The 13357-nt window shown below is 69.2% G+C and carries 14 protein-coding genes; 7 read left to right on the top strand and 7 right to left on the bottom strand.

Features of this window, described 5'->3' with window-relative positions:
* Positions 1-20: 20 nt before the first annotated feature.
* From EHF32_RS12425 to EHF32_RS12405, 5 genes are all read left to right on the top strand, one after another.
* Positions 21-1049 (top strand): substrate-binding domain-containing protein, encoded by a 1029-nt coding sequence (locus EHF32_RS12425; RefSeq protein WP_137418479.1) that lies wholly within the window; start codon positions 21-23, stop codon positions 1047-1049.
* Entirely contained in the window at positions 1049-2569 is a 1521-nt protein-coding gene (locus tag EHF32_RS12420; RefSeq protein ID WP_137418478.1) for a sugar ABC transporter ATP-binding protein, read from the top strand. Before EHF32_RS12425 ends, EHF32_RS12420 begins: the two co-directional genes overlap by 1 nt.
* A gap of 37 nt (positions 2570-2606) precedes the next feature.
* On the top strand, positions 2607-3062 hold the full coding sequence (gene rbsD, locus EHF32_RS12415; RefSeq protein ID WP_137418477.1) for a D-ribose pyranase: 456 nt from the start codon (positions 2607-2609) through the stop codon (positions 3060-3062).
* A 41-nt stretch (positions 3063-3103) separates the two neighbouring features.
* A complete protein-coding gene (gene deoC / locus EHF32_RS12410; protein WP_137418476.1) occupies positions 3104-3814 on the top strand; it encodes a deoxyribose-phosphate aldolase in 711 nt (236 codons plus the stop codon).
* A 141-nt stretch (positions 3815-3955) separates the two neighbouring features.
* Positions 3956-4666 (top strand): GntR family transcriptional regulator, encoded by a 711-nt coding sequence (locus EHF32_RS12405; protein WP_202876816.1) that lies wholly within the window; start codon positions 3956-3958, stop codon positions 4664-4666.
* A gap of 15 nt (positions 4667-4681) precedes the next feature.
* Here EHF32_RS12405 and EHF32_RS12400 read toward each other — a convergent pair whose 3' ends face one another.
* From EHF32_RS12400 to EHF32_RS12390, 3 genes are all read right to left on the bottom strand, one after another.
* Positions 4682-4963, bottom strand: coding sequence for a hypothetical protein (locus tag EHF32_RS12400; protein WP_137418474.1), 282 nt, complete (start codon positions 4961-4963; stop codon positions 4682-4684).
* Positions 4964-5096: 133 nt separating this feature from the next.
* The gene (locus EHF32_RS12395) at positions 5097-5789 is read right to left on the bottom strand and encodes a response regulator transcription factor (RefSeq protein ID WP_137418473.1); all 693 of its coding nucleotides are present in this window, start codon (positions 5787-5789) and stop codon (positions 5097-5099) included.
* Position 5790: 1 nt separating this feature from the next.
* The gene (locus EHF32_RS12390; RefSeq protein ID WP_137418472.1) at positions 5791-7074 is read right to left on the bottom strand and encodes a sensor histidine kinase; all 1284 of its coding nucleotides are present in this window, start codon (positions 7072-7074) and stop codon (positions 5791-5793) included.
* Between the two features lie 342 nt (positions 7075-7416).
* Between EHF32_RS12390 and EHF32_RS12385 the strand changes: the two genes are divergently transcribed.
* Complete coding sequence (locus EHF32_RS12385; RefSeq protein ID WP_137418471.1) at positions 7417-8358, top strand: aldo/keto reductase; 942 nt, start codon at positions 7417-7419, stop codon at positions 8356-8358.
* A gap of 157 nt (positions 8359-8515) precedes the next feature.
* Here the strand turns inward: EHF32_RS12385 and EHF32_RS12380 are convergent, their stop codons facing one another.
* Entirely contained in the window at positions 8516-9157 is a 642-nt protein-coding gene (locus EHF32_RS12380) for a GntR family transcriptional regulator (protein ID WP_137418470.1), read from the bottom strand.
* Between the two features lie 311 nt (positions 9158-9468).
* Between EHF32_RS12380 and EHF32_RS12375 the strand changes: the two genes are divergently transcribed.
* The gene (locus EHF32_RS12375; RefSeq protein WP_137418469.1) at positions 9469-9675 is read left to right on the top strand and encodes a cold-shock protein; all 207 of its coding nucleotides are present in this window, start codon (positions 9469-9471) and stop codon (positions 9673-9675) included.
* Positions 9676-9732: 57 nt separating this feature from the next.
* On the opposite strand, the gene EHF32_RS12370 is transcribed toward EHF32_RS12375, so the two are convergent.
* The 3 genes from EHF32_RS12370 to nucS all read right to left on the bottom strand — a co-directional run bounded on the left by EHF32_RS12370 (position 9733) and on the right by nucS (position 13324).
* A complete protein-coding gene (locus EHF32_RS12370; protein ID WP_238343702.1) occupies positions 9733-11814 on the bottom strand; it encodes a bifunctional lysylphosphatidylglycerol flippase/synthetase MprF in 2082 nt (693 codons plus the stop codon).
* Positions 11815-11840: 26 nt separating this feature from the next.
* Complete coding sequence (locus tag EHF32_RS12365; protein WP_137418468.1) at positions 11841-12521, bottom strand: HAD hydrolase-like protein; 681 nt, start codon at positions 12519-12521, stop codon at positions 11841-11843.
* A 68-nt stretch (positions 12522-12589) separates the two neighbouring features.
* Positions 12590-13324 carry an endonuclease NucS gene (nucS, locus tag EHF32_RS12360; protein ID WP_137418467.1) on the bottom strand — a complete coding sequence of 245 codons (735 nt, stop codon included), beginning with the start codon at positions 13322-13324 and terminating at the stop codon, positions 12590-12592.
* Positions 13325-13357 lie beyond the last annotated feature (33 nt).

Raw genomic sequence — 13357 nt, 5'->3', positions numbered from 1 at the left:
ACACCAACAAAGGAGTATCGATGTCCCTCTCACGTATCGCCCGGCGCCTGCTCGCCACTGCGGCCGTGGCCGCGTCGGCGGCGCTGGCCCTCAGTGGTTGCGGCGCCATCACCACCGGAACCGAGTCCTCGTCGTCATCGGGCGGCTTCCAGCTGGCCGAGTACATCCAGAAGCGCATCGACGATGGCGAGCCGTTGCGAATCAAGCTGAGCTACCACGACCCGTCTCTGGCTTTCGCGACCCCCATCTCGGCCGGGATGGAACGGGCAGGCCAAGAGTTCGGCGCGGATGTCCAGCTCATCGGCCCGACCGGAGGCGACGCCGCGAAGCAGGTCTCCGAACTGCAGACCCTCATCCAGCAGCAGTCCGTCGATGCGCTCGCGGTCTCGAGTTCGTCCAGCGACGCACTGAAGCCCGTCATCGCGCAGGCCTATGACGCGGGCATCCCGATCATCTCTTTCAACACGGACAACCCGGGTTCCAAGCAGATGGGCTTCGTCGGACAGGATCTGGCCGCATCCGGCCAGTCCGAGTCCGAAGAACTCCTCTCGGTTCTCGGCGAAGGGGCCGCGGGCAAGGTCGTGGTCTTCTCACTCGACACCGGCGCCGGCTGGTCGAACGACCGCTTCAGCGGGTTCGAGAAGGGGCTGGAGGGCTCTGGACTGGAGATCGTCGGGCCGGTGAACGTGGGCAACGAGCCGAATGCGGCCTACAACACGGTCGAGTCGACGATGGCCGGCCAGTCGGACGCGATCGCGATCGCGGGCCTCGACTGCTGCAGCACCACCGCCGCCGCGAAGTGGGTCCAGCAGACGGGCAACACCGGGAAGATCACCATGGTCGGATTCGACCTGCTGCCGCAGACGGCCGACTTCGTGAAGAACGGGGTCGTCTCGTTCACGATCAGCCAGAACCCGCAGGAACAGGGATATCAGGCCGTCAAGGTTCTGTACGACTTCCTCACGAAGGGCACCGAGATCACCGGTGTCGACACGGGCGCGCAGTTCATCACGCTCGAGAACCTCGACGAGGCCACGGTGGAGGGCTGATGAGCACGCTTCCTCCGCTCGCCGTCCGCATCGAGCACCTCAGCCGGAAGTTCGGTCCGGTCGTGGCGCTTCAGGACGTGAGCTTCGACATCACAGAGGGCGAGGTGACGGCCTTGCTCGGCGAGAACGGCGCGGGCAAGTCCACCCTCCTCAAGATCCTCGCGGGGCTGCAGCCGCCGAGCGGGGGAAGCATCACCGTCTTCGGTGAGACCGTCACGACGTTCGAGCCCGCCGACATGCTCACCGCGCACGGGATCGCGATCGTTCCCCAGGAACTGTCCCTGCTTCCCGACCGCTCGGTGGCCGAGAACATCCTCGCGGGCATCGAACCGGGAAACCGTCTCTTCCCCTCCCGGCGACGGATGCTCGCCCGTGCGACGGCGCTGCTGGCGGAACTCGATCTCCGTCTCGATCCGACGATTCCCGTGCGGTCGTTGGATCTCGCCACCCAGCAACTCGTCGTCGTCGCCCGATCGATCGCCCGAGAGTGCCGCGTGCTCATCCTGGACGAGCCGACGGCGATGCTCACACCCGCCGAGTCCGACCGACTGTTCGCGCTGATGCAGACACTCAAGGCGCAGGGGACCACGATGGTCTACGTCTCGCATCGGATGCCGGAGGTCTTCCGACTCGCCGACCGCATCGAGGTGCTCCGCGATGGTCGGCACGTCGCCTCATGGCGCCGGGACGAGGTGACTCCCGACCAGGCGGTGGCGGCCATGGTCGGGCGCGAGCTCGGTCAGTTCGCATCACGAGCGCAGCAGCGGCCGGCGCTGGCCGCGGGGGCCGCACCGGCACTCTCGGTTCGTTCCCTCACCGGTAAGCGGCACACGGGGGTGGACCTCGATGTGAGACCGGGCGAGATCGTCGGCGTCGCGGGACTGCCCGACAGCGGTCGCGTCGAGATGCTGCACCATCTGTTCGGCAGTGACAAGGGCGACGACGGGAGCGTCGAGCTGCTCGGCGAGCCCTACGCGAAGCGGGACCCCATCACCAGCGTGCACCGTCGGTTGGGGTTCGTTCCCGGAGAGCGCAGAGCGCAGGGCCTGCTGACGACGATGAGTGTCGCCGAGAACATCGCGGTGCTCACCGTGAAGGCGCTGAGTCGGGCGGGCCTCGTGCGTCGAGGCGCGCTCGACCGGGGCGCGCGCACGCTGGCGGAGGGTCTTCGCGTCAAGACCGCCACGATGGATCAGCCCATCACGAACCTCTCGGGGGGCAACCAGCAGAAGGCGATGCTCGCGCGGTGGATCGCGATCGATCCCGCTGTGCTCATCCTCGACGAGCCGACTCGTGGGGTCGACGTCGGAGCCAAAGCCGAGATCTACGAGCAGCTTTTCGCCCTCGCCGACCGTGGCGTGGCCATCCTCTGCTCCTCGTCCGATCTGCCGGAGCTGCTCACCATCACGGATCGCATCGTGGTGATGGCCGAGGGGCGCGTCGTGGACGTCGTCGACTCCGCCACGGCGACCGAGGAGTCGATCATGAGCGCCGCCACCGGAGCAGACGCCGCCGCATGAACCGCACCAAGCCCACACCCCACAGACAGGAGACATCATGAAGCGACACGGCATCCTCAACGCCGAGCTCAGCGGTGCGCTGGCGACGCTCGGCCACACCGATCTCGTCCTCGTCGTCGACGCCGGCTTCCCGATCCCGCGCGACGCCCACCGCATCGATCTCGCCATCGCTGAGAATCTGCCGGATCTGCGCACCGTCCTCGAGCTCATCTCGCGCGAGATCGTGGTCGAAGGCGTGGTGCGCGCACAGGACGTGACGACGAACAATCCCCGACTCGACGAGTGGCTGCACGGCACGTTCGCCGACGCGGAGTTCACCACCCGTTCGCACGCCGACATGCTCGGCGAGCTCGCCTATCAGGCCAAGGTCATCGTGCGCACGGGAGCGTTCGAGCCCTGGGGCAACATCGGTCTCTTCTGCGGAGTCGATGTCCCCCGCTGGTTCGGCGGTGACGGCGTCATCGCCCCGGACTACTACGCATCCAAGCTCTGAGCGTCAGCTCGTCTCGATCCGCCAACAGAAAGAAGAAGAAAGTGTCCGACATCGCGACGTCCCCGTCCACCCGGCTGAAGCCCGCTGAGCTCGCGCCGTACATCCAGCACACCAAGATCGAGCTCGGAACCACGCGCGACGAGATGATCGCCCACGCGCGAGAGACCGTCGAGTACGGCTTCAACGCGGCGATGGTGCCCGCATCCTGGGTGCCGGTGGTCGCCGCCGAGCTCGCCGGAACGGGCATCGGCATCGCGTCCGCGCTCGACTTCCCCACCGTCGGCGTGATGACCAGCGCCGGAAAGGCTGCCGAGGCGGCCGAGATCGCTCGTCTCGGGGCGACGCAGCTCGACATCGGTGTACAGATCGGCTGGCTCAAGAGCGGCATGTACGACGCCTTCCGAGAGGACATCGCGGGCGTCGTGCGCGCGGCGGGCATCCCCGTCAAGGTGATGCTCGAGCTTCCGCTGCTCACGGACGCGGAGAAGGAGGCCGCGGTCGAACTGGCGCAGGAAGCCGGGGTCGCGTTCCTCAAGAATGCCTCCAGCGGCGCGATCGAGACGGCCAATGCCGCCAGCGTCCGCTATCTCGTCGAGCGGGCCCGCGACGGCGTGCAGGTGAAGGCCTCCGGCTCGATCAAGGGTTATCCGCAGGCGTTGACCCTCCTGGACGCGGGTGCGGTGCTCATGGGCACGAGTGCGGGCATCCAGATCGTGACCGACACCGGTGACGAGTCCACCGTCAGCTACTGATGTCCCGGGGCTGTGGGGGCGGCGTGAGCCGTGCCCACAGCCCCGCACCGGATTCGCAGCGGATGCGGGACGATAGACGAAAGGTCAGGGGGAGCAATGAGTAGCGAGAAGGCGGCAGCCGGGATCGACAGAGACGCTCCAGTGGCGATTCACTCGCAGATCTCCGAGCGCATCCGCAATCGCGTCGCCACCGGCGAATGGCCCGCTCACTACCGACTCAAGAGCGAGCCCGAGCTCGCCGCAGAACTGGGCGTGAGTCGTGGCACACTGCGGCGGGCTCTGACGACGCTGATCGAGGAGGGACTTCTGCGTCAGGTGCGGGGCCGCGGCACCTTCGTCACTTCCACGACCTTCGAGCCCGCGATCGCCCAGCGTCTCAGCACCCTGTCGGAGGATTTCGCCCATCAGGGGGTCGTGTTCGACACCGAGGTACGAAGCGCCGAGGCCATCGAGCCGCCACGGCCGGTCGCGGCCCTGCTGGACGTGCCCGCGGGCGGTCAGGTGCTGCGGCTGTCGCGTCTGCGCTCCACCGACGGGGATCCCGTCACTCTTCTCACGAACTACGTGAGGCTGGATCTCACACCGGGCATCCTCGAGACCGACTTCTCGCGGGAGAGCCTGTTCGGAACCCTCGAGGGCAAGTTCGGGATGAAGATCGGCACCGCGCGTCGGACGTTCAGCGCCGAAGCCGCGACCGAGGAGATCGCCGACGCCCTGCGCCTGAGGGTCGGCGAACCGGTGCAGTACATGCAGCAGGTGACCTACCTCGCCGATGGGCGACCGATCGAGTTCTCGGATGTCTGGATCCACAGCGGACGCCTCCAGGTGACGTCGCTGCTGTCCCGACGCTGAGCGGTCGACGCTCCGTCAGGATGCGTTCTGGCGGCAGCGCAGCGGTACCTCGAGCTCGACGACGTCGCCGACCAGGGGCGGAAGGCTCTCGGCCATCTCTATCTCGTCGCCGACCAGCGCAGCGATCGCGGCGTGGAGTGCGGCGGGCACGTCCTCGGCGCGGGTCGCCTCGAGTTCGACCTCGCGGCGAGCGACGGCGTCACCGTCGCCGTTGATGAGGCGGAGCGTGGCCCGCCAGGCGGCTCCCGTGGCAGGCGGTGCGCTCAGGCGTGCACGGATGTAGCCGGTTTCCTCCACGATGTCCCCCTGATGTCGTGAGAGTGCTTTGCTCTTCTTTCCTACACTGCCGAGGTTTCGCGCAGCAGCGGCGGTACCTGGCAGTGAGCTGGGTGTCCGTACATGTCGTGGCGGCTCGTCCCCCTCCGCCCGTTCAACCGATCGACGAAGGCGCCGAGGCGTCGAGACGATTGCGCACGCCCCACAGCGCGAGCTGAGTGCGATCCTGCGTCCCGGTCTTGCGCATGGCGGACTGGAGGTGCGAGCGCACCGTGTGCACCGAGAGGTGCAGGTGCGCGGCGATGGCGTCGCTGCCCGTGACACCGATCGCCAGAGCCGCGACCACGCGCCTCTCGGCGGGCGACAGCGAATGGAGGGCATCCGCATCCGCGGCGGCGGGGCGGCGGCGCACGAGCTCCTTGAGGATGGATGCGGTGACGCGCGACGACACGAGCGCCTCGCCGCGCGCGGCGGCGAGGACGGCCGGTACGAGCTGATCCGAGTCGTGGCTCTTCAGAAGGTATCCGACCGCACCGGAGTCCAGCGCCTCCAGGACGAGCTGGTCGACCGCGAAGCTCGTCATCACGATGACCGCCGGCGTCGCCCCGTGCGCTTCACGGCGCAGGATGCGGGTGGCCTCCAACCCGTTCATCGCGGGCATCTGCAGGTCCATCAGCACGACGTCGGCGCGCTCCGATCTGGCGAGGGCGACCGCATCCTCTCCCGTCGCCACTTCGCCGATGACGTGGATCTGGGCGATCTGCTCGAGCTGGAGCCGGAGACCTCGCCGGACCGCGCGGTTGTCGTCCGCGATGAGCACGCGGATGGGCTGCCGATCGGTGTCCACGTCAGACCTCGGCCAACGCGACGGGCAGGCGGGTGTGCACGCGCCAGCCTCCGTCCGGGGTCGCTGACGCCGTGAGAGAGCCGCCGAGCAGTTCGGCGCGGTCGCCCAGCGTCGTGAGTCCCCATCCCAGCCCGATACCCGGGTGGCGCTCGGCGTCGTCCGGGCCGGGGGTGTTCGTGACGGTGACCTCCAGCGCCCGCTCGGACAGCCCCACCGCCACGTCGACGCGCGCACCGGGGGCATACTTAGCCGCGTTCGTGAGGGACTCGGCGATGACGCGGTACGCCGTCGTGGAGACGACGGCCGGCAGATCGTCGGGGCTCGCTGTGCTGATGAGCCGCACATCTGCACCGCGCGCCCGCCAGAACTCGACGAGTTCCGCGGTCTGACGGAGGTCCCGGGTGACTTCGACCGGCTCGGAGTCCACCGCTCGCAGATCCTGCAGCGCGCTGGACAGGCTCGCCGCAGCGAACCGTCCCTCGGCGCGGACATCCGCGACCAGCTCGAGCGCATCGGCGGGATGCGCCGGCGCCATCTTCAGCGCAGCATCGGCGAGGGTGATGAGTCCCGCCAGATGCTGCCCGGCCACGTCGTGGAGCTCCTGGGCGATGCGCGCGCGTTCGGCCGCCCTCGCCTGCTCGATGCGCTCCTCGTGTTCGCGCTCGACGGCCTCGGCACCGCGGCGAGTCCGCTCCGCGCGCGAGACCACGACGTGCCACCAGATGCCGAGGGCGGCGGCCGAGAAGGCGAGCAGGGCGAAGCGGGTGATCTCCGCGATCAGGAAGGCGACGATGTGCGCGGGGTTCTCGCCGAGCGTCGTCGTCCAGCCCACCCACACGAGCGCGACCGCCGAGGTGACCAGCGCCGCCCATCCGAGAGCGAGAGCCGGCGTCGCACGCGCGGCCACGAGGAAGAGCGCCAGCACGATCACCAGTTGCATGGCGGCGAGCCACGTCGGGGCATCGGTGACGAACAGCAGCGCCACGTAGACGGCGATCGTCGCCGTGAGAGCCAGGACCGGCCGCCGGGCGCTGAGCGCGAGGCCGGCCGACTGGAGCATGCACCCGAGTGTGAGCGTCGTGATCATGACGGCGGGGCTCAGCGGAATCGTCCAGGCCATTCCGACGTCGACGAGAGCGGAGAGGGGCGTGACCAGCACCTGCGCCAGCGTCGCGACGCACATGATGGCCGCGAAGATCACACTCGTGCGCCAGCGATCGAGGAGAGCGAACGGTCCGGAGGACGCGACCGACGCGTCGGCGACGGATGGGGGGACTGGTCGCATCCGGTGCCGGCCTTCTCGTCTCGTCGGGATGGGGCTTCTCCGCCGCCGATCCTATGGTGGACCGTCGCCGCGGCGCGGCGCCCGGATCCGACCGCAGGACGAGGGCATTTCATCCATACGGATGATGACGGCCCGCATCCGATCGGGTTGTCTGGAACGGTTGCCGCGGATGCGGCGGTGTCCCTTGGGGGGAGAGCTCGTCATCACGCCGCGTCGGGCGGTCGTGACGGGATCGCTGACACCGCTGCCCGCGGCCTCGGTGGGCGCCGCTCGGGTGGCGGCGCCCACCACACCTCGCGCGCCGCATCCGATACTGGAGACGGCGACGCGGAGGATGGGCACATGCAGGAGTCAGCGCACACGGCGGAACTCGGATTCGGTCTCGCGGCCGTGGGGCGTCCCGCCTACATCACGAGCGATCGCGAACACGATCTCGGAACCCCCGCGGCCCGCTCGGTCGCCGCTCTTCGGAGCCGGGTCCACGCGCTCCTGGACACCGCGTGGGCTCTCGGCATCCGCTACCTGGATGCGGCGCGCTCCTATGGCCTGGCCGAGGAGTTCCTCGGCTCCTGGCTCGCCGCGCACCCCGAGCGCCGCGCGTCGTTGACGATCGGCTCCAAGTGGGGTTACGAGTACGTCGGCGGCTGGGATCCCGCGGCCGGGGTCCATGAGCGGAAGGAGCACACGCTCACGATGCTCGACCGGCAGTGGCCCGAGACGCTCGCCGCCCTCGGCGGCCGACCGGACTTCTATCTCATCCACTCCGTGACGCCCGACTCCCCCGCGCTCGCCGACGCGGCGCTGCGGCAGCGGATCGGCGAGATCCGCGACGCCGGAGTCCGGGTGGGCATCTCGACGAGCGGGCCCCGCCAGGCCGAGGTCATCGACCGGGCGCGAGCGGAGCACGGCGACCTCTTCTCCGTCGTGCAGTCCACGTGGAACGTGTTCGAGCCCTCGGCGGGCCACGCTCTCGCACGGGCGCACGATGCGGGGTGGACCGTCGTGCTGAAGGAGGTGCTGGCCAACGGCTGGCTGAGCGACTCCCACGCGCCGACGGTGGTGAGGGATGCGGCGCGCACCGCATCGCTCACCGTCGACGAGTACGCATTCGCGGTTGCTCGTCGTCAGGAGTGGGCCGACATCGTGCTCAGCGGCGCCGCCACCGACGACCAGCTGCGTCGCGGAGCCGAGCGCAGCGCGCCGGCGGGCGCACTCCCGATGCCGTCGTTCGCCGTCGATCCGGACAGCTATTGGCAGCGGCGGTCCGCCCTCGACTGGGCCTGACGGCGGTCGCAGAAGAACCTGAGTGTTGCTTATGCGATGACACGGATTTGTCCCCCATATGGGGGACAGGGGTACTCTGAGTGCACGAGCCCTTCACCTCCCCCAATCGAGGGGCTCCACGGCCCCCTCCGCTCCCCCCAGCAGGAGGGGGCCTTTCTCATTGGCTCCGTCGGCGGTGATACGAGCGCAGGATCGCATCGCCTCGCGCGGCGTTGCGGCTGACGAGGGCGCCCCGCAGGGCGTCCCCGGCTCGGCGCCCCATGTCGGAGGTGACGTCGATGAACGCCCAGCCCTGCAGATTCCGCTCGAGGGTGAGTGACGTCTCGCGGATGAATCGGCCGAGCACGATGTTGCCGGTGGCCATCGAGAGCGTCCGGAAGAAGGCGGTCGATGCCTCGGTGTGCCCGCCTGTGCCGACGGGAGTGGCGAGCATGCGGTCGTAGGCGGCGACGAGGAGGGTCAGCTGTTCGTCCGAGCACGTCGGCAGTCCCGCACGCAGGGCCTCTGCCGTGAAGCCGACGATGAAGGCGCGGGTATCCGCGACGAGGCGTTCGGTGGGCACGGTGACGCGGGTGAACCGGTTCGCGGAGATCTCCACGAGTCCGATGCGCTCCAGCCGCTGCAGCGCCTCGCGTACCGGTGTGCGCGAGATGCCGAAGCGCTCGGCCAGCTCCACGTCGCGCAGGGACTGTCCGGGGGCGAGCTTTCCGTCGCGGATGGCGCGACCGAGCAGCTCGAAGACCTCGTCTCCGAGCATCCGGCGACGGCGCGGCGGCCGCGATGTCGGGTGGTCGGCCATGGCGCGACCAGTCTACGGCGCGGCCCGCGGAACGACCGCGGAGTTTTGCCCTGTCGCCGGGGAATCTCTGTGGCGATTCGGCGGCGACACAGTAGAGTGATCGCTGTCGCGCTCCGCGCGACGTATCCGGGGGGATCCGTCGACGCCCGGGCCTATGAGCTCAGCTCGGCCCGGGCGTCGAATGGTTAACGGCCCGCGTCGCCCGTGCAACGATTTCGTCACCATCTGCAACTCTTCCCACTGGCCGCTCCGCGCCGCTACGGTGGGAGGTCACTGGCGCAGAGGGTGCCGGACGCACAAGAAGGCAAGGCATGAGCACGACGGGTACGGTCAAGTGGTTCAACTCCGAGAAGGGTTTCGGGTTCATCGCTCCCGATGAGGGGGGCGCGGACGTCTTCGCTCACTTCAGCGCGATCGACGGCAACGGATACCGCTCGCTCGAGGAGAACCAGCGGGTCGAGTTCGAGGTCGAGCAGGGCCCCAAGGGTCTGCAGGCAGCGAAGATCCGCGCTCTCTGAGGCGCGAATCGACAAGAGGGACGGGATGCCTGGCATCCCGTCCCTCTTGCGTTCGCGTCAGGAGGTTCCGCGGACGAGTTCGAGACCAGCTCCGGCGAACTGACGCAGCGTCGCCGTCGGCAGGAAGGCTCTCGTGAGCCCGAGGCCGATGCGGGTGAGGTCGCTCTCGTCGCGGTAGAGCAGGTACATGGTCTCGTAGCGCGGGTGGAACTTCTCCTTGAACCGATGCAGTGACTGGAAGCCGTAGACGGGTTCCAGCGCCTCGGCGAGCTTGCCGCTCAGCTCGGCGATGAGTCCCGCATCCGGCGGATAGTCGTGGGCGAGCGGCGCTCCCGACAGCGACATGATCTGCGCGCCCTCCTCGGAGAACGCCTTGGCGGATGAGCCGATGAGGAACTCCATCACCGGACCGAAGCCGCCCTCGCGCCGACGCATGAGATCCAGCGTCCAGCCGTGGATGCCGCCGCCCGGCGCGTAGACGGGGAGCCACGACAGGAACCCGTCGACATCGCCCGCGGGTGAGATCGCGAGCGCGAGACGTACCTCCGGGTCGGCGGCCTCGGTCAGGGTGCCGAGGGTGAAGCTCATCTCCGGGAGGCCCTTGTCGCCCACCCAGCTCTCGGAGATCGCGCGCAGTTGGGCGCGGATCCCCCACGGTTCGTCGGCGAGCCGCGTGAGTCGGAACGTCATCTCCTCGCGCCCCGCCCGGTTGAAGGAGGTGCGGACGGCGTTCCAGGCCTTGCCGGTGAACTCGAGTCCGGGAAGGTCCACGATCGTGTCGTCGGCCACCACGAGGCTGCGCCAGCTCTCGGGCACCGCGTCACGGGTCCGTTCGCTCGCGCTGAAGAAACAGGGCACGAGGCCGGCGCGCTCGGCCGAGTCGATGAACGCCGACACGGCGGCGCGCGCGTCTGCCTCCGGGCCGATCGGATCGGCGAGCACCAGCGCGACGGAGGCGCGACTCTGGAACGCGACGATGCTCTCCGACACCCGGGCGTAGTGGTTGCCCTCCCAGGTCGTCATCCATGACAGCGTCCCCCCGCCGAAGCGGTGCAGCTGTTCGCGCAGTGCGGTCTGATCCGGCGCGGGCGGCTGCCCGATGCGGGTGCGCCGGCGCGCGCGGAAGGCGCCGCGCACCCAGACGAGGTAGATGAGAACGAGCAGCCAGAGCACGCCGGTCGCGAGCGAGAGCGAGGGATCGCCCGAAAGGACGTCCGCCGCTTCGGTCCAGCTCGACAGGGCGATCAGGGCGATGAGGAGAGCGAACGACAGAAGATTGAGGCCCGTCAGCAGGAGCCCGAGGATCCAGGCCCACCGACGGCCGCGTCGCAGCCCGTTGGCGATGAGCGCGATCGCCACCACGTCGATCGCCACATCCCAGATCGAGCCCGAGCCGGGAGTGGTGGATCCGAAGGGGCCGTCCGTCGGGACCACGAAGACGATCATCTCGAGGACGGCGAGGACGATGAGCGCGAGGAAGGCGACGAGCCGCTGCTCCCGCACGGTCGTGCGCTGCGGGCGCAGGGACCGGTCCACGAAGAGCACCAGGACCACCGCCAGCAGGTGCTCGATGTCGTCGAGATTGCCCCAGAACAGCATCGTGACGAAGACGTAGCCCAGAAGCAGCAACCAGACGCGCATGCGCCACGGCGCGCGAAGGAGGCCCACCGCCGCGGCGATGGCGGCGAACGCGCCGCCGGAGGGTCCGACATCCAGAGCACTCGCCTGCGTGAGCGCCCAGGGCCAGCCGGTCAGCGAGAGCGTCCAGACGAGAAGGGCCGCCGCCAGCACCGCGAACAGCTGGCCGATCGTGAAGTAGGCGAGCGCCACGCGTGTGCCGCGGCGGAACTCGAGGTACGCCATTCCCGCGAAGCTCGCCACCGCGAAGAGGTAGAGGCCCGGGTGGCCGACGATGAAGGTGCCGGTGACCGGTGTCCACCAGCGGCCGGCCTCGAGGGCGGGCCAACCGTAGGCCCACAGCTCCATGCCCGGGTTCCGATGGAAGGGATGCCAGAGCGCGCCGGTGATGATCCCGGTCACCAGCAGTGCGGCGACCAGGACGAGAGTCGCGGGCATGCGGCGTGCGACCCGCATCGCGGCGCGGGGCCTCGGTCGGCTGGCGTCGTCGTCCGTCGTCATGCGCTCACGATAGCGACGCGAAGGGATCAGGCGTCGGAGTCGACCAGCAGCAGTGCGTGGAGTTCGTCGGCGTTGTCGACGACGGCCTGGGCGCCCTCGGCCTCGTGCGGCCAGCTGAAGCCCCAGCGCACGAAGATCACCGGTACGCCGTTGGCGGTCGCGCCGTCCACGTCATGGTGCCGGTCGCCGATCAGCACGGGGCGCGAGGTGTCGACCCCGGCAGCCCGCATCCGGCGCAGCGCCTCGGCGACGATGTCGGCTTTGGTCGCGAGCGTCTTCTCATCGGGCGTCGCGCCCGTGATGGCCGTCATGTGCTCCGCGAGGTCGAAGTGCAGCATCAGGGCCTGCACCTGGTTCTCGGGCTTGGAGCTGGCCGTGCCCTGAGGAATTCCCGCGGCGGCCAGGTCGTCGACGATCTGCTTGACCCCCGGGTACAGCTTGACGTCGGTCGTGTAGCCGTCGGCCTTGCCGAGCGCGCGGTAGAACGTGACCGCGTCAGTCGCGCCGTCCGGCGTCATTCCGGCGTGGTGCTGGAAGGACTCGTACAGGGGAGGTCCGATCCAGTGCACCAGCTCGGCGCGCGTCGGCGCCGGAAGCCCGAAGTGCTCAAGCGTGATCGTCAGGCGGCGCAGGATCCCATCGGATGCGTCGACGAGCGTGCCGTCGACGTCCCAGAGGATGCAGGAGAACGGGGATCCGACGGACATGGTTCCCACGCTATCGTGCGTTGGCGAGGGGTCAGCCCGTCCGGGCGGGTCGCGGGGGGCGGGGCGACTCAGAACAGGGTCGGCAGACCGCTGTCGATGCCCTTCATGGCCTCGTAGTCCAGGACGACGCAGTCGATGCCGCGGTCGGTCGCGAGGGTGCGTGCCTGCGGCGCGAACGCCTGGGCCGCCAGCACTCCGCGCACGGGCCGCAGGTGCGAGTCGCGGTTGAGCAGGTCGAGGTAGCGCGTGAGCTGCTCGACGGCGTCGATGCCCGCTCGACGCTTGACCTCGACGGCCACGTGCAGGGCACGGGGGGTCTCGCCCTCCAGGGCGACGACGGTGGCCGCATCCGGATCGCGCAGCATGAGATCCACGGGACCGATGGCGGTGGGGAACTCGCGGCGCACGAGGGTGAGGTGCTCGCCGATGACCCCCACCTGCTCGGCCAGCAGACGCTGCAGGTCGGCCTCCACGCCGTCCTTCTGCAGGCCCGGGTCCACGCCGAGCTCGTGGCTGGAGTCGTGGATCACCTCGTAGAGGCGCACGAGCAGCGCGTCGCCGGTCTTGGCGTGTGTGACGCGCCACTGCTCGATGACGCCGGCGCTCGCCGCATCCTCGTCGGGCTCCTCCACGGCCAACGAGCACGGCGGGCTCATCCAGTTCAGGGGCTTGTAGGAGCCGCCGTCGGAGTGCACGAGGAGACTGCCGTCGCCCTTGTGGACGAGGAGGCGAGTCGCGAGGGGAAGGTGGGCGTTGAGGCGGCCGGTGTAGTCCACGGAGCAGCGGGCGATGACGAGACGCACCCGAAGAGCCTAGTTGCCGTCGAGGCCGTCTTC

This window comes from Microbacterium sp. RG1 (genome assembly GCF_005347485.1).
Lineage (GTDB): Bacteria > Actinomycetota > Actinomycetes > Actinomycetales > Microbacteriaceae > Microbacterium > Microbacterium binotii_A.
Note: the sequence above shows the minus strand (reverse complement) of the source record. Positions and strands in the feature narration are given on the sequence as shown.

Excerpts from the sequence above, each read along its gene's own strand:
- EHF32_RS12375 (WP_137418469.1), top strand. The coding sequence starts at position 9,469 with ATGAGCACGACGGGTACGGTCAAGTGGTTCAACTCCGAGAAGGGTTTC.
- EHF32_RS12370 (WP_238343702.1), bottom strand. The coding sequence starts at position 11,814 with ATGACGACGGACGACGACGCCAGCCGACCGAGGCCCCGCGCCGCGATG.
- EHF32_RS12390 (WP_137418472.1), bottom strand. The coding sequence starts at position 7,074 with ATGCGACCAGTCCCCCCATCCGTCGCCGACGCGTCGGTCGCGTCCTCC.
- EHF32_RS12385 (WP_137418471.1), top strand. The coding sequence starts at position 7,417 with ATGCAGGAGTCAGCGCACACGGCGGAACTCGGATTCGGTCTCGCGGCC.
- EHF32_RS12420 (WP_137418478.1), top strand. The coding sequence starts at position 1,049 with ATGAGCACGCTTCCTCCGCTCGCCGTCCGCATCGAGCACCTCAGCCGG.
- EHF32_RS12425 (WP_137418479.1), top strand. The coding sequence starts at position 21 with ATGTCCCTCTCACGTATCGCCCGGCGCCTGCTCGCCACTGCGGCCGTG.
- EHF32_RS12365 (WP_137418468.1), bottom strand. The coding sequence starts at position 12,521 with ATGTCCGTCGGATCCCCGTTCTCCTGCATCCTCTGGGACGTCGACGGC.
- rbsD (WP_137418477.1), top strand. The coding sequence starts at position 2,607 with ATGAAGCGACACGGCATCCTCAACGCCGAGCTCAGCGGTGCGCTGGCG.
- EHF32_RS12380 (WP_137418470.1), bottom strand. The coding sequence starts at position 9,157 with ATGGCCGACCACCCGACATCGCGGCCGCCGCGCCGTCGCCGGATGCTC.